Origin of the sequence: Marinobacter sp. DUT-1 (genome assembly GCF_050379415.1) — a bacterium.
Taxonomy (GTDB): Bacteria; Pseudomonadota; Gammaproteobacteria; order Pseudomonadales; family Oleiphilaceae; genus Marinobacter.
On the sequence record NZ_JBNRLS010000003.1, the window covers coordinates 609378 to 625520 of the forward strand.

The 16143-nt window shown below is 59.4% G+C and carries 13 protein-coding genes and 1 tRNA gene; 10 read left to right on the forward strand and 4 right to left on the reverse strand.

The window, feature by feature from the left end; genetic code table 11:
* Nucleotides 1-45 precede the first annotated feature (45 nt).
* The 6 genes from def (at nt 46) to glyS (ending at nt 7518) form a co-directional block, all read left to right on the forward strand.
* The gene (gene def / locus ACQUTG_RS12790; RefSeq protein WP_428919767.1) at nt 46-549 is read left to right on the forward strand and encodes a peptide deformylase; all 504 of its coding nucleotides are present in this window, start codon (nt 46-48) and stop codon (nt 547-549) included.
* A 90-nt stretch (nt 550-639) separates the two neighbouring features.
* Entirely contained in the window at nt 640-1575 is a 936-nt protein-coding gene (gene fmt / locus ACQUTG_RS12795) for a methionyl-tRNA formyltransferase (protein WP_428919768.1), read from the forward strand.
* Between the two features lies 1 nt (nt 1576).
* A complete protein-coding gene (gene rsmB / locus ACQUTG_RS12800; RefSeq protein WP_428919769.1) occupies nt 1577-2878 on the forward strand; it encodes a 16S rRNA (cytosine(967)-C(5))-methyltransferase RsmB in 1302 nt (433 codons plus the stop codon).
* The gene (gene trkA / locus ACQUTG_RS12805) at nt 2875-4278 is read left to right on the forward strand and encodes a Trk system potassium transporter TrkA (protein WP_428919770.1); all 1404 of its coding nucleotides are present in this window, start codon (nt 2875-2877) and stop codon (nt 4276-4278) included. The genes rsmB and trkA overlap by 4 nt, the downstream gene beginning before the upstream one ends.
* 127 nt (nt 4279-4405) lie before the next feature.
* A complete protein-coding gene (glyQ, locus tag ACQUTG_RS12810; RefSeq protein WP_428919771.1) occupies nt 4406-5434 on the forward strand; it encodes a glycine--tRNA ligase subunit alpha in 1029 nt (342 codons plus the stop codon).
* Between the two features lie 2 nt (nt 5435-5436).
* Nucleotides 5437-7518 carry a glycine--tRNA ligase subunit beta gene (gene glyS / locus ACQUTG_RS12815; protein ID WP_428919772.1) on the forward strand — a complete coding sequence of 694 codons (2082 nt, stop codon included), beginning with the start codon at nt 5437-5439 and terminating at the stop codon, nt 7516-7518.
* A 60-nt stretch (nt 7519-7578) separates the two neighbouring features.
* Here glyS and ACQUTG_RS12820 read toward each other — a convergent pair whose 3' ends face one another.
* The gene (locus ACQUTG_RS12820) at nt 7579-9024 is read right to left on the reverse strand and encodes a TrkH family potassium uptake protein (protein WP_428919773.1); all 1446 of its coding nucleotides are present in this window, start codon (nt 9022-9024) and stop codon (nt 7579-7581) included.
* Between the two features lie 170 nt (nt 9025-9194).
* Here ACQUTG_RS12820 and ACQUTG_RS12825 point away from each other — a divergent pair.
* From ACQUTG_RS12825 to ACQUTG_RS12835, 3 genes are all read left to right on the forward strand, one after another.
* Nucleotides 9195-9271: transfer RNA gene (locus ACQUTG_RS12825), tRNA-Pro, on the forward strand.
* A 128-nt stretch (nt 9272-9399) separates the two neighbouring features.
* Nucleotides 9400-9720, forward strand: coding sequence for a nucleotide pyrophosphohydrolase (locus ACQUTG_RS12830; protein ID WP_091998461.1), 321 nt, complete (start codon nt 9400-9402; stop codon nt 9718-9720).
* Complete coding sequence (locus ACQUTG_RS12835; protein WP_428919774.1) at nt 9717-11927, forward strand: DNA/RNA helicase domain-containing protein; 2211 nt, start codon at nt 9717-9719, stop codon at nt 11925-11927. The genes ACQUTG_RS12830 and ACQUTG_RS12835 overlap by 4 nt, the downstream gene beginning before the upstream one ends.
* A gap of 9 nt (nt 11928-11936) precedes the next feature.
* On the opposite strand, the gene ACQUTG_RS12840 is transcribed toward ACQUTG_RS12835, so the two are convergent.
* Together ACQUTG_RS12840 and ACQUTG_RS12845 are read right to left on the reverse strand one after the other, a co-directional pair.
* Complete coding sequence (locus ACQUTG_RS12840) at nt 11937-12449, reverse strand: lipocalin family protein (RefSeq protein ID WP_428919775.1); 513 nt, start codon at nt 12447-12449, stop codon at nt 11937-11939.
* Nucleotides 12450-12559: 110 nt separating this feature from the next.
* On the reverse strand, nt 12560-14086 hold the full coding sequence (locus tag ACQUTG_RS12845; protein WP_428919776.1) for a phospholipase D family protein: 1527 nt from the start codon (nt 14084-14086) through the stop codon (nt 12560-12562).
* A gap of 297 nt (nt 14087-14383) precedes the next feature.
* Here ACQUTG_RS12845 and ACQUTG_RS12850 point away from each other — a divergent pair, with 297 nt between their 5' ends.
* Nucleotides 14384-15643: an FAD-dependent oxidoreductase gene (locus tag ACQUTG_RS12850; RefSeq protein ID WP_428919777.1), complete on the forward strand. Its 1260-nt coding sequence runs from the start codon at nt 14384-14386 to the stop codon at nt 15641-15643.
* Nucleotides 15644-15653: 10 nt separating this feature from the next.
* On the opposite strand, the gene ACQUTG_RS12855 is transcribed toward ACQUTG_RS12850, so the two are convergent.
* Nucleotides 15654-16046 carry a globin gene (locus tag ACQUTG_RS12855; protein ID WP_428919778.1) on the reverse strand — a complete coding sequence of 131 codons (393 nt, stop codon included), beginning with the start codon at nt 16044-16046 and terminating at the stop codon, nt 15654-15656.
* Nucleotides 16047-16143 lie beyond the last annotated feature (97 nt).

Consider the following 16143-nt stretch of genomic DNA (forward strand, 5'->3'; position numbering starts at 1 on the left):
GGATTGCCTGAACTGCCGGACATACGGACCAGAAACGCGAGCGTTATGATACTAGAAATCCTCGAATACCCGGATCCCCGTCTACGCACCATTGCCAAGCCGGTGAACGAAGTCACAGACGACATCCGCAAGCTGATCGACGACATGTTCGAGACCATGTACGATGCGCCCGGAATCGGTCTGGCGGCGACACAGGTCAATGTTCACAAGCAGATCATCGTGATGGACCTGTCCGAGGACAAGAGCGAACCACGGGTATTCATCAACCCGGAAGTGGAGGTCCTCGAAGGCGACTATGAAGCCATGCAGGAAGGTTGTCTCTCTGTCCCGGGCTTCTACGAGGATGTCGAACGTGTCGAACACTGTCGGATCCGGGCCCTGGACCGCAATGGTGAGCCGTTCGAGATTGAGGCGCAAGGTCTGCTGGCGGTCTGCATCCAGCACGAAATGGACCACCTCAACGGCAAGTTGTTCGTGGACTATCTCAGCGCCCTGAAGCGTAACCGGATCAAGAAAAAACTGGAAAAGCTTCATCGCAAGAGTGCCTGATCTGTTTCAGGCCACCAGAACAGACAGGCAGTGACGGACCGGGCGATGACCCGGTCTTTTCGTATTCAACGGAACAGAGACGACACCACAGTGCGAATCGTATTTGCCGGCACCCCCGACTTTGCCGCTACCGCCCTGACAGCCCTTCTGGCGACCCACCACGACATCGTCGGCGTCTACTCCCAGCCGGACCGGCCTGCCGGCCGGGGCCGCAAGCTGATGCCCAGCCCGGTCAAAAAGGTGGCGCTGGAGGCGGACCTGCCGGTGTTCCAGCCCGAGAACTTTCGCAGCCCGGAAGCACAGCAAGAGCTGGCGATGCTGAACCCGGATGTAATGATTGTTGCCGCCTACGGCCTGATCCTGCCCAAGACCGTGCTGGAGATCCCGGCCCAAGGCTGCCTCAATATCCACGCGTCTCTGCTACCACGCTGGCGCGGTGCCGCGCCGATCCAGCGAGCCATTGCCGCCGGCGACCGGGAAACCGGCATCACCATCATGCAGATGGATGAAGGCCTGGATACCGGCGCCATGCTGCTGAAAACCATCACGCCGATCCACGACGACGACACCGGCGGGAGTCTCCACGATCGTCTCGCAACCATGGGCGGGGAGGCCATCGTCAAGGCGATGGCATTGCTGGAAAAAGGCGAGCTGTCCGGGGAGGCACAGAACGACGACCAGGCCTGCTACGCGCACAAGTTGTCGAAAGAAGAAGGCCATATCGACTGGCAACAGGATGCCGCCGCCATCGAACGGCTGGTGCGCGCCTTCAACCCCTGGCCCGGCACCTACACCGACCTCGACGACCAGCGCATCCGCATTCACGAGGCCCGCGCCCTTGCCGATGCATCCGCCGAAGCCCCGGGCACTGTGATCCGCCGGGAACGGGAAGGTATCGACGTGGCCTGCGGCGAGGGCACTCTTCGCATCACCCGCCTGCAGCTGCCCGGCGCCCGCGCCCAGAGCATCAACGACCTGATCAATGGCGGCAAGCAGCTGTTGTTGCCCGGCCAGGAGCTGAACTGATATGGGCTCCGGCCAACAACCCTTGCGGTCCGTGGCAGCCAGCGTCCTGTTGGCGGTCGAGCAGGGCCAGTCCCTGTCCCAGTGCCTGCCGCCAGCCCTGAGCCGTGTCGGGGAGGGCGAACGGGCGGAACTCCAGGCGCTGTGTTACGGCACCTGCCGCTGGTTTCAACGTCTCGATGGTGAACTGCAGGGCCGGCTGAAGAAACCGCTGCGCAAACAGGACCGCGTTGTTCACCATCTGATGCTGGTTGCCCTGTTCCAGCTCCGGTTCAGCGAGCAGGCCACCTACGCAGTACTCAATGAATCGGTGGAAGCCTGCCGGGCCCTGGACAAGCCGCACCTGACCGGTCTGGTCAATGGTGTCCTGCGCGCTGCCGAGCGTGAAGGCGCCCCCGAGCCGAAAGACGACGCGGTGCGCTTCAGCCACCCCCAGTGGATGGTGGACAAGCTGCGCCACAACTGGCCGCGGGACTGGCAGCAGATTCTCGATGCCAATAACACCCAGGCCCCCATGACCCTGCGGGTCAATGCCCTGCGTTTCACCCGCGAACACTACCTGGGCCTGCTGGAAGAGGCGGGCATCGAGGCCACGGCGACTGGGTTCGCACCTCACGCCATCCAGCTTGTCCGGCCGGTGCCGGTGGACCGCTTGCCCTGGTTCGCCGACGGCGCCGCCAGCGTCCAGGACGAAGCCGCCCAGCTGTGTACCACCCTGCTGGATCTCGCCCCCGGCCAACGGGTACTCGATGCCTGCGCTGCCCCCGGAGGCAAGACGTGCGCCATCCTGGAGGCCTGCGGTGAACTGTCCGAAGTGGTGGCCATCGACGAATCCGCCGAACGCCTGCCCCGGATTCAGGAAAACCTGGACCGCCTGGACCTTACCGCCACGCTGACACAGGCCGATGCGGCGGATATCGACAACTGGTGGGATGGCACCGAATTCGACCGCATCCTGCTGGATGTCCCCTGCAGCGCCACCGGCGTGATCCGCCGGCATCCGGACATCAAGCTGCTGCGGCGGGAATCGGACATTGCGCCACTGGCCGGGATCCAGCTGGGGCTGCTCAAGGCCATGTGGTCTATCCTCAAACCCGGTGGCCGCCTGGTGTATGCGACCTGTTCCGTGTTCCCCCAGGAAAACCACCGTATAATCCAACGATTCATGAAACAGCAGCCGGATGCCGGCCTGGTCGAGCCGGATGTGGCCTGGGGCCGGGACACCGGCGCCGGTCGCCAGTTGCTGCCGGACCCTGACAGCCACGACGGCTTCTTTTACGCGGTACTGGAGAAACCCGAACTATGAAGATCCTCATTCTCGGCGCCGGCCAGGTGGGCGGAACTCTGGCCGAAAACCTCGCCAATGAAGCCAACGACATCACCGTGGTCGACAGTGACAGCGTCCGGCTCCGGGAACTGCAGGATCGTCTGGACATCCGGACGGTCCAGGGCAAGGCGTCCTATCCGACAGTACTCCGGCAGGCTGGCGCCGAAGACGGTGACATGGTGATTGCCGTCACCAACAGCGATGAGACCAACATGGTCGCCTGCCAGGTCACCAAGTTGTTGTACAAGACACCGACCACCATCTGCCGGGTCCGGGCCAACGCCTACCTGGCCAAGCCCGAACTGTTCTACCAGCGCGACAAGGCGAAGGACCTGGACAGCCTGCGCGGTTTTCCCATTGATGTCCTGATCAGTCCCGAGCACCTGGTGACCAAGCACATCACCCGGCTGATCGAATACCCCGGAGCTCTTCAGGTACTGGAGTTCTCCAAGGGCCTGGCACGACTGGTGGCGATCCAGGCCACCAAAGGCGGGCCACTGGTGGGGCACGAGCTGTCCTATCTGCGCACCCACATGCCCAAGATCGATACCCGGGTAGCCGCCATCTTCCGGAAGGACCGCGCGATCATGCCCCAGGGCGACACCGTGATCGAGGACGGCGACGAGGTGTTCTTCATCGCCGGCGCCGACCACATCCGGTCCGTGATGAGCGAATTGCAGCCCCTGGAGAAGCCCTACAAGAAGATCTTCATCTGTGGCGGTGGCAACATCGGCCAGCGCCTGGCCAGCACCCTCGAGGGCCGCTACCAGGTCAAGCTGCTGGAGCGGGGTCACGAACGCTGCGTGATGCTGTCCGAAAACCTGCGCAAGACCGTGGTGCTGGAAGGCAACGCCGCCAACAAGGACATCCTTCTGGAAGAGAACATCGAGAACACCGATGTCTTCTGTGCCGTCACCAATGATGACGAGGCCAACATCATGGCCTCCCTGCTGGCCAAACGACTCGGCGCCCGTAAAGTGCTGACCCTGATCAACAACCCCGACTACGTGGACCTGATCCAGGGCGGGGATATCGATGTCGCCATCTCGCCGCAACAGACCACCATCGGCAGCTTGCTCACCCACGTCCGCCGGGGCGACGTAGTTAACGTTCACTCACTGCGGCGCGGCGCGGCCGAGGCCATCGAGGCCATCGCCCATGGCGATCACCGGTCCTCGAAGGTGGTGGGCAAACGGCTGGACGAGATCTCCCTGCCGGAGGGCACCACCATCGGGGCCATCGTCCGCCACAACGAGGTTCTGATCGCCCACGATCACCTGCGGGTACAACCGGATGACCACGTGATCCTGTTCCTGGTGGACAAGTCCCGGGTCCGGGATGTGGAGAAGCTGTTCCAGGTCGGTCTGACCTTCTTCTAGTTCAAAATCAACGCAGTGAAGACCACTTAGAAATACCGCTTTGGCAAGCGTATAATGCGCCTTTTTTCGGAGTGCCCCGGAGGATGATCGGGGCGCCACACACAGACTGAATCAGCAGGCAAACGTCGTGACAGACAAGGCAACGAACAACTCCGCGCCGGATATCAAGACCTTCCAGGGTCTGATCCTGGCTCTGCAGAATTTCTGGGCGCAGCACGGCTGCGTGGTTCTCCAGCCCCTGGATATGGAAGTGGGCGCCGGTACGTTCCACCCGGCCACCTTCCTGCGGGCGATCGGTCCGGAGACCTGGAATGCGGCCTACGTTCAGCCCAGCCGTCGTCCCACCGACGGCCGTTACGGTGAAAACCCCAACCGTCTGCAACACTACTACCAATTCCAGGTGGTCCTGAAGCCATCCCCGGACAACATCCAGGAGCTGTACCTGGATTCCCTGCGGGCCCTGGGCCTGGACCCGCTGGTCCACGACATCCGCTTTGTCGAGGACAACTGGGAATCCCCCACCCTGGGTGCCTGGGGCCTGGGTTGGGAAATCTGGCTCAACGGCATGGAGGTGACCCAGTTCACCTACTTCCAACAGGTTGGCGGCCTGGAGTGCTATCCGGTAACCGGCGAGCTGACTTACGGCCTGGAGCGGATCGCCATGTACCTGCAGGGCGTGGACAGCGTCTATGACCTGGTCTGGACCGAAGGCCCGGACGGCGTTGTGACGTACGGCGACGTGTTCCACCAGCAGGAAGTGGAGATGTCCACCTACAACTTCGAGCAGGCCGATACCGAATTCCTGTTCCACAGCTTCGACGTCCACGAGCGCGAGAGCGCCCGACTGATTGACGCCGGCCTGCCGCTGCCGGCCTATGAACAGGTTCTGAAAGCCTCCCATACCTTCAACCTGCTGGATGCCCGCCACGCCATCTCCGTTACCGAGCGTCAGCGTTTCATCCTGCGCGTACGCACCCTGGCCCGTGCCGTGGCCCAGGCCTACTTCGACAGCCGCCGCAAGCTCGGCTTCCCGCTGGCCCCGGAGGCCCTGAAACAGGAAGTGCTGTCTGCGGCAGAAGCCGCTGAGGCCAAGGCCAACGGCAAGAAGAAAGGCAAGAAAGCGAAGAAGGCACAGCAGGAACAGGGGAACGCATAACCATGGCTACACAGGATTTTCTGGTTGAACTGGGCACCGAAGAACTGCCCCCCAAGGCTCTCAAGCCACTGTCTGATGCCTTTACCCAAGGTATTGCCAAGGGCCTGGAAGACGCCGGCATCGAATTCGGCAAGGTGGAAGCCTTTGCCGCGCCGCGCCGCCTGGCCGTCCGGGTCCGCGACCTGGCCGACGCCCAGCCGGACAAACCGGTAGAGAAGCGTGGCCCGGCGGTCAAGGCCGCCTTCGACGACTCCGGCAACCCGACCCGGGCGCTGACCGGCTTCGCCACCTCCCTGGGCATCACCCCGGACCAGCTCGACACCATGGAAACCGACAAGGGTGCCTGGGTGGTCTATCGCACCGTGGAGAAGGGCCGCCCGACTGTGGAACTGATGCCGGAACTGGTAGAGCGGTCCCTGGCCGCCCTGCCCATTCCCAAGCGCATGCGCTGGGGCGCCTACCGCACCGAGTTTGTCCGCCCGGTGCACTGGCTGATCCTGCTGTTCGGCAACAAGGTGATCGACGCCTCCATCATGGGCCTGAAACCGGGCAACACCACCCGCGGCCACCGGTTCCATTGCCCGAAACCACTGATTGTGCCCACCCCGAATGACTACGAGGTCGTGCTCAAGCAGGAAGGCTATGTGCTGGCGGACTTTGCCGAGCGCCGGGAGCACATCCGGGCCGGTGTTACTGCCCTGGCCGAGAAGGAAGCCGGTGGCAAGGCGGTCATCGACGAGGACCTGCTGGACGAGGTCACTGCCCTGAACGAATGGCCGGTGCCGCTGATGGGCCGGTTCGAGGAGCGTTTCCTCGAGGTTCCTGCGGAAGCGCTGATTTCCTCCATGAAGGAGCACCAGAAGTATTTCCATGTGGTGGACAAGCACGGCAAGATGCTGCCGCTGTTCATTACCGTGGCCAACCTGGAAAGCAAGGATCCGAGCCAGGTCATCTCCGGGAACGAGAAGGTGATCCGCCCGCGCCTGGCCGACGCCGCCTTCTTCTACGACACCGACCGCAAGACCCGGCTGGAAGACCGCATCGAGGCTCTCAAACCGATCGTGTTCCAGGACAAGCTGGGCAGTATCTACGACAAATCCGTGCGCGTCGCCGCCCTGGCGAAGAAAATTGCCGATGCGATCGGCAGCGATCCGGCCCTGGCCGAGCGCGCTGCCATGCTGGCCAAGACCGACCTGGTCACCGAGATGGTCCTGGAGTTCACCGACCTGCAGGGCATCATGGGCCAGTACTACGCCGCCAACGATGGTGAGCACGAGGACGTGGCCAAGGCGCTGAACGAGCAGTACATGCCGCGCTTTGCCGGTGACGACCTGCCCGGCACCCTGACCGGCTGCGCTGTCGCCATTGCCGACCGCATCGATTCCCTGGTGGGCCTGTTCGGCATCAACCAGCCGCCCTCCGGCACCCGCGATCCGTTCGGTCTGCGCCGCGCCTCCCTGGGCGTACTGCGAATCATCATCGAGCGTGAACTGCCGCTGGACCTTCAGACCATTTGCGAATGGGCGGAAGAGAACTTCACCGTGCTGACCGAGCAGAACACCGCCACCACCGTGGTGGACTACATGCTCGAGCGTTTCCGCGCCCACTACGAAGAGCAGGGCATCGGTGCCGAGGTTTACCTCGCGGTGCACGCCCGCCGGCCCACCAGGCCGCTGGACTTCGATCGCCGGGTAAAGGCCGTGGAAGCCTTCCGCCAGCTGCCCGAGGCCCAGGCCCTGGCCGGCGCCAACAAGCGGGTGTCGAACATCCTGACCAAGCAGGGCGGTGACAGCATCGGGGAAACCGTGGACGAAAGCCTGCTGCAGGACGCCGAGGAAAAGACCCTGGCGGCGCAGGTGGAAGAGCAGGCCCGGAAGGTTCTGCCGCTGTTCGAGAAAGGCGACTACGCCAGTGCCCTGAGCTCCCTGGCGAGCCTGCGGGAGCCGGTGGATACCTTCTTCGACGAGGTTATGGTCATGGCCGAGGATGAGGCGATCCGCAACAACCGCCTGGCGCTGCTCAACCGTCTGCGCAACCTGTTCCTGCGGGTGGCAGACATCTCCCTGTTGCCGACAGCAGGGTAATATCTCGGGGAGTGCCGGCACCACGCCGGTGCTCCCGATTTTCCCTTCAACCGTCTCCCGTCAATGCCGCCAGAATTCCGGCGACAACATCACGAATACACTCAGCAGTTCCAGCCGACCGAGCAACATCGCACCCATAAGAACCCACTTGGCCGCATCCGGTAGCGACTGGAAGTTGCCTGCCGGTCCGATGGTATCCCCGAGTCCGGGTCCAACGTTGGTCAACGCTGTGGCGGCCCCGGAGAGGCTCGTCACCAGATCCAGCCCCAGCAAGCCCAGTATGGCGGTGACAAATGCCAGGGTGGCAAGAAAAATGAACGAAAATGCCACGCTCGACGCAACAATATCGTCGCCAATGACCCGACCATTGTAGTTCCGGGCAAACACGGCCCTCGGATGCAGGAGACGGCGAACCTGCTCCCTGAGCAGGAGAATGGACAGCTGGAACCGGAAAATCTTCATGCCGCCGGCGGTTGAACCGGAACACCCACCAATGAACGTGATGAACAGGAATATCACCACCGCAAACGGACCCCACAGCGAGTAATCCTCGGACGCATATCCGGTCGTGGTCACCACCGACGTAACATTGAAAAGGGCGTGGACAAAAGACGCCACCGGGTCCGAAGCATGGTAGACCACTCGGTACACGGTCAAAATGAGAGCGATTACCAGCAGCAAGACCAGGAAAAACCGGACCTGCTGATCCCGGAACAGGGGCTCACGCTGGCCATGGATAAATCGGACAAACAGGAAGAAGGGCATGCCCCCAAGGGCCATGAACACAGTTGACACCAGCAGGATGGGAGAGGAATCGAATTGCCCCATGGAACTGTCCGACGTGGAGTAACCACCAGTGGAAACCGTGGTGAGCGCATGATTGAGCGCATTGAAGAACGTCATCCCGAGCACCCAGTAGCTCAACACGCACGCAATCGTCATCCCGAGATAGATTCCGACCAGACTTCTCGCCAGGCTGTTGGTCCGGGGCACGACTTTCTCACTCCATTCCGACGATTCGGTGGCAAACAGCCGCATACCGCCAATGCGCAGGAACGGCAGGATCGCCACGGCCATCCCGATGATCCCGATGCCTCCCATCCACTGCATGAGCGAGCGCCAAAGCAGGATGTCATCCGGCATGGAATTCAGACCGGTCAGGACTGTCGATCCGGTGGTGGTGACTCCGGAAATACTCTCGAAAAAAGCATCGGTCACCGTCAGTTTCATATCGCTCATAAGCAGTGGCAGACTGGAAAACAACGGGATCAGGACCCAGGCAGACACCGTGAGCATGAACATCTGCTTCTGCTTCAGGGCATGCTTCTTTCGCCCCACCACCATCAGAGCCGCCACCCCGAGGACAAAACAGATAACAGCGGATTTGACGAACGCCAACCAATCCGGCGTCTCGCCAAAGATCAGTAAATTCACGGGCAGGGTCATCAGGAAGCTGAGCAGGATCAGCAAAAAGCCAAGGATCTGGACAATCGGTAGAATAGTCACTGCAAGCCGAAGCTCCAGGTTTCAATGAGGCGAAAAGGGAACGCGCAAGTTATACACCTACCGACGACAGATTCCCATCCGAGAGGAAACGATTCCCCGGAAAAAATCATCAGGAGCCTCCACAGGGTCTGGTAAATCGCAAACGAATCCGTATAATACCGGCCGTTGTTCGGCGTGTGGCGCAGCTTGGTAGCGCACTTCGTTCGGGACGAAGGGGTCGCAGGTTCGAATCCTGCCACGCCGACCATTTTCCCGCTTTTTCTGTACCTCCTTTTTATAATTCACAACACCGTTTCCGTGTCAGGTTCTTACACCTGAAGCCCATGAATTTCTGTATCCTCTATAAATCTGCTAGAGATTAAAGGGGTTATTTTGATGAATGAGGCGATTGCCCGACTACGACAATTCCGGGATGACAGAGACTGGAAGCAATTCCATAACCCAAAGGACCTCTCCCTGGCATTAAGTATAGAGGCGGCGGAACTGCTCGAGCTTTTCCTGTGGAAATCACCGGATCAGGCCGATATCGGCAAAGTGAAGGAAGAGCTGGCCGATGTCATCGCTTATGCGCTGCTACTGGCAGACAGCTATGAGCTGGACGTTGAACAGATTGTTCTCGACAAGATTGCACTGAATGAAAAGAAATACCCTATAAGCAAAGCCAAGGGAACAGCAAAGAAATACACCGAGCTATGAGTCACTCGCCGTTGGTAGAAATTCAGCGCTACCCATTCAGCCGGGAAGCTCTGGACGACTTGCGTGACAATGCGTTTGCCGCGGGCAACTGGCCACTGGTGTACGTTCTCAGTGACGAAAAGCACCGGCGCGCCTACATCGGCGAGACCACCGATACGCTCACCCGCATGAGCACACACCTGAAACACGATGAGAAGCAACTACTTACCGCGGCTCATCTGATCACCAGCGAGTATTTCAACAAATCCGCTACCCTGGATGTAGAATCCCTGCTGATCAAATACATGGCGGCCGACGGCCAATACACCCTGCTGAACGGCAATCTGGGGCTGGCTGATCACAACTATTACCAGCGCGATGCACTTTATGAAGAAGTATTCCGGGAAGTCTGGAACCGGTTGATTGCCAAGGGTGTTGTATCCCGCACCCTGGACCATCTTGATAACTCCGATGTCTTCAAATACTCCCCCTACAAATCCCTGTCTTTCGACCAGCGTCAGGGATTGCTCACCATACTGCATGAGCTGACCAACCCCGGTGTGCAGAACATTGTGGTGGAAGGGGGAGCCGGAACCGGCAAGTCCGTGCTGGCAATCTTTCTGTTCAAACTGCTCAACTCAGAAGATCACCAGATCAATCTCCGAGAATTCTCTGACGAAGAGGCCGAAATCCAGTCTCTGTTGGCGTCACTCAGAGAATCCCTTCCCAAGCCGAAAATGGCGCTGGTGGTACCGATGACCTCCTTCCGAACCACCTTGAAGAAGGCGTTCAAGCATGTTTCCGGACTTAGCCCCAACATGGTGATCAGCCCATCCGAGCTGACCAAAGAGCACTACGATATTGTACTGGTGGATGAGTCTCACCGTTTGCGCAAGCGCAAGAATCTGGGTGCGTACTTCGGCAGTTTTGACAAAGCCGCGGCTACGCTGGGTATAGACAAGCATACCTGCAGTGAAGTCGACTGGGTTTGCCTGCAGGCAGACAAGGCAATTTTCTTCTATGACGAAGGCCAGTCCATCAAACCCTCCGATGCCGATGTGGAGGTGTTCCAGCGGCTAAAATCTGCCAGAGGCTCAGTGACGCACCAATTGCTGTCCCAGTTCCGGGTCAAAGCCGGTCAGCCCTATGTGGAGTTTGTGGATAAGTTGCTGAACGGCCGTGTTGATGAAGGTGAGGTATTCGCCGCCAAAACCTATGAGTTTGAAGTGTTCGATTCTCTCAGTGACATGGTCAGCACTATAAACGAGAAAGAGGAGCAGGTAGGACTATCCCGGCTGATTGCTGGCTATTCGTGGCCCTGGGCTTCCAGGAAGGATGGTGAGGCCTATGACATAGTCATCGACGATGTTCGCCTACGCTGGAACAGCACCAATACCGATTGGATCAATAAAGCAGGCTCCCACAGGGAAGTCGGCTGCATTCATACCACTCAGGGGTACGACCTGAACTACGCCGGCATTATCTTCGGTGAAGAGATCCGGTATGACCCGGAATGCCAGTCTATTGTGATCGTAAAGGACAACTACCACGACCGCACCGGTGGACAGGGCATCAAAGACCCGGCAGAGCTGAAGCAGTACATCATCAATATCTACCGTACCATTATGCTCCGGGGTATCCGCGGAACCTTTGTCTACGCTTGTGACAAAGCACTTCGGGATTATCTGAAACAACACATTCCAGTCCACGTTACCAATGCAGCAATGCCTGAACCCCTTAACGTGGTTGAGCTCGAACCCTATGTAAATGCGGTACCACTGTTCGACCTCCAAGCTGCAGCAGGGGATTTCGGTGCACTCAAGGATGTCAGTGACCTTGACCCCACCAAACACCAAAACTGGGTCGCTGTGCCCACGGGAGTCCCCGTGCACAAAGACATGTATGCCTGCCGAGTCTTCGGTGAATCCATGAATCGGGTAATCCCCAATGGTGCCCTGTGCCTGTTCCGAAGCGACCGCGGCGGTTCCAGAAACGGCAAGACAGTGCTGGTTGAATGCATAGACAGCATTGATACCGATTCCGACTCACGCTACACAGTGAAGGTGTACGAAAGCTTCAAAACTGAAGACGAACACGGCTGGCGCCATACCCGTATTCAGCTGAAACCTAATTCATACGATGACATCTTTCAGCCCATTGAGGTGACCGATCAAGAAGCTCTTCAGTACCGAGTGGTAGGGGAGTTCCTTTGTGTGATTGACCAGTGATGCAAACACTTACTGCTCCACCACAATCAACTCCCCAAGCTCAAACCCCTCCGCCTCAGCCCGAGCTTTGAACGCCTCCAGCACCTCGTCACTCACCTCCGGCGTACGGGACATCAACCACAGGTAATCCCGGTTGTAGCCGGTCAGGTAAGCTGTGGAGTAGTCCTCATCCAGCCAGAACACCACGTAAGAGCCGTAAAAGGGTCCGAAGAAGGACACTTTCAGGTGGCCCACATCGCTTTCGCCCACAAACACGGCGCGGCCTTCGGCTTCTTCCCACTCGCCTTCTTCGGCATTGTAACCCCGGTTGATGACTTTGATGCTGCCGTCCTCATTCAGGGTGTACTCGGCGGTCACCTTGCTCAGGCCTTCCTCGAAGGAGTGGTCCAGGCGGGCGATCTCGTACCAGGTGCCCAGGTATCGGTTTTTGTCGAAGCCGGCGACCGGTTCAATGTCTTCGGGCAGGCCGGTGCAGCCAGCCAGTAGCAGCAGAGTGGCTGCAATCACGGGCAGGGCTATCATGGAGTTCTCCTCAAACCGACAGGTGTTTGCGGAACAATACCAGAGCCGCAGCGAAAAACACGCCACCAAAATGGCCACCAGGGCCAGGCTTCGGAATCAGGCCGGTCACATTACAGCAGGGATTCGATCGGCATCAGTGACCAGAAAAACACCAGCATCCGCTTCAACGGCCCGGTTCCCGGTTCATGGCTGTAGGTCACCGTCCGGTGTTCCTGTTGTTCCAGCCAACGCAGTTCGCCATCCTCGTTCAGCACCACTCGATAAGCGGTGAACCGCACCTGCTGGTCAAATTCGCTTTCCAGCACCCGTGCCAGTTCCGGGCTCTCGATCACGAAGCCCAGTTCGGTATTGAGGTGAATGGATCGGGGATCGAAATTGAACGAGCCCACGAACAGGGTCTCACCATCAACCGCGAAGGTCTTGGCATGCAGGCTGGACGCCGAACTGCCCATCATGCCGGTTTGCAGGTCCTGCTCCTGCGGGGGCTCGTCATCGAGCCGGCGCATCTCCCACAGCTCCACACCCGCCCGCAACAGGGGTTTCCGGTACTTGCTATAGCCGGCATGCACCTGGACCACATCGTTGGCCTCAAGGGAGTTGGTCAGAACCCGTACCTCAACGCCCCGCTCTTCGAGCTTCCGGAACAGCTCCACTCCGGCATCCCGGGGAATGAAGTAGGGAGAGACCAGGGTAATGCTTTGTTCAGGGTCCTCCAGGGCACGGGACAACTGGCGGCTGAGCAGATCTTCCTTATCATTCCGGCCCATGACTTTGGCGGGATCATCGCTGACCATCACCACCGGTGCCCACTTGAAGGTCAGTTCCCTGGCCAAGAGCTTTCTCAGGAACGCCGAATCCTCCAGCGCGCGGACATAAACCGAAGCGGCATCGCTGTTCTCGGCGTTGCTGAACAGATCGGTGAGCGCAGCTACCGCGTCCGATTCGGGTTCGCCCAGGATGCGCTGCGCCGGCCAGGCCGCGCTACTGGCCCAATAGCGGTCGAAATCCCGGGAAATATCATCCACCGCCGGGCCGATGGCCAGCACATCCAGATCCGCAAAAAGGGTGCCCTGGCCGGCACCGAAGTACTCGTCGGCGATGTTCCGGCCACCAATGATCGTGGCCTGGTTGTCCGCCGTGAACGACTTGTTGTGCATCCGGTAATTCAGACGCCGGAAATCCGTGAAGTAACCCAGCCACTTGGGATTGCGGACCACAAAAGGATTGAACAGGCGAATCTCGATGTTGGGGTGCTGACCCAGGGCCGCCAGGATATCGTCCATGCCGGCGATGCCGTTGTCATCCAGCAATAGCCGGACCCTGACGCCCCGTTCTGCCGCCCGGTACAGGGTATAAAGCATCAGGGTACCGGTGGTGTCCGGGCGCCAGATGTAGTACTGGACATCCAGGCTGGTTTCGGCCGCCTCGGCCAGCAGCGCGCGCACGGCGAAGGCATCGAAGGGGTCCGGTAACAGGACAATGCCACTCTCGCCGGGATGGGCGTCGGTTTTCGGGGTAATGGCCTGGCCGAGGACGGTTTCGCGGGTCTCGGACTGGGAGAACGACCGACTCTCCGGCCGGTCGGCCAGCGGTGGCAGGGCGCAGCCCGACAGCAACAGGAGAATGGTTACACCCATCCATGCTCCGGCCCGTCGCAAAAAAAGAAGTTTCGCCGTCAATGACTCCTCCCATGGGCGATCAAAAAAAGTTCCATTGCTGACAATATACTGCACATCCGCATCCGGGCCTTCATGAAACCTGGCTCAGGAATCATTCGGAGATTGCGCGTACCGCGCCGCGAGAGTGTCCGGTATTTCTGCCACCACCCATAGAGCTATTTGATATAACGTTATACCTCCATGTTTGTTAGTATTTGATCAATATCAACACCGATCAGCCGGTTGATCAAACAATGACAACAAGAGGTTCAAGGCATGAGTCTGAATGCAATCCCACGGGAGTCCGATAAGAAACACACTGTCGTGATTGTCGGGGGCGGTGCCGCCGGTATATCCGTTGCCGCCAGCCTTCACAAGCGGGACCACTCCCTCGATATCGCGGTGGTGGAACCTTCCTCCAGCCATCATTACCAGCCCGGGTGGACCATGGTTGGCGGCGGCGTCTTTCGTCCCGACGTAACCTCCAAACCCATGAAAGAGGTCATGCCCTCGTTTGTCAGCTGGTACCAGCAAAAGGTTACTGCCCTGGATCCCGACCAGAACGCCATCCAAATGGCGGACGGATCCTGGATGATCTACGAAACCCTGGTACTTGCTCCGGGTCTTGAGCTGAACTGGGGCGCCATCGAAGGCCTGGAGGAAGCCCTCGGCCAAAACGGTGTGACTTCAAACTACCTGGAGGGCATGGCCAGTTATACCTGGGAAACTGTCCAGCGGCTAAAGAATGGCCGAGCGCTATTCAGTCAGCCACCGATGCCGATCAAATGTGCCGGCGCCCCCCAGAAAGCCATGTACCTGTCGTCTGACTATTGGCTCCGGCATGGTGTGCTGAATAACATCGATATCCAGTTCCATAATGCTGGAGCGGTGTTGTTCGGCGTTCCCGATTACGTTCCGGCATTGGAGTCCTACATCCGGAAATACGGCATCAATGTCAACTTCCAGAGTAACCTGGTGGCAGTGAACGGTCCGGCCAGGAAAGCTACCTTCCGCATGATCGATGCCGAAGGCAACGCCCGGGATGAAGAGGTCGGCTTCGACATGCTGCACGCGGTGCCGCCACAGCGGGCGCCAGAGTTTGTCCGGCAATCTCCCTTGGCCAATGAAGGCGGCTGGCTGGATCTGCAAGACGATACCCTGCGCCACAAGCGCTTCGCCAATATCTTCGGCCTCGGGGATGTCAGCGGTACCGGCAATGCCAAGACCGCTGCAGCGGTGCGTAAGCAGGCTCCGGTGGTGGCAGAAAACCTCTTGGCCACGGTACGTAATCAACCCCTCAAAGCAGCCTACCTGGGCTATGGCTCCTGCCCGCTGACGGTGGAGAATGGCCGGATTGTGCTCGCGGAATTCGGCTATGGCGGTAAGCTGCAGCCCAGTTTCCCGAAGTGGATCAACGATGGCACCAAGGCAACGCGGGCGGCCTGGTGGTTGAAGGCCAAGCAGCTGCCGGGCCTTTACTGGCACGGCATGCTGAAGGGTCATGAATGGCTGGCAAAGCCCGCACCGCGGGGGTGAGGGCTAAGGCTCAGTAAGCCCCGCGGATAAGGTCAATCCCCGGGTTCAGGACCTCACGCCAGGCCTTGCCCAGCTCCGGCGTGTAGTCGGGGTCGTGCTGGCGCACCGTTTTCAGCAGGGCTTCCAGCCACAGCGTGTACCACTCCGGCTTGATGTCGTAGTGGTTCCGGTTGTGGCTCTCACCCAGGGCTTTCAGCTTGCGGTCCGACATGCCACGGGCGTGCAGGATCAGCTGCATGATGCCGTTGCGGAGCAGGTGCCGCTGGGCTTCCATGTCGGTTTTCAGGAAGCGTTTGCGGATGGTGTCGGAACTGGACATGAAGAAGTCGTAGAAATCGACGAAAAAATCATCCTTGCGGCAGCAGCGTCCATAACTCTGGAAAACGAGATCCGTGTTGTTCATTTGCGCTCAGTGTCCTTGTCGAAGTTGAAACCAGTCTGATAAGGCCACGCATTCTAGTTCGGCAAATGAACTTTTCCATAGCAAAATGTAACTACAA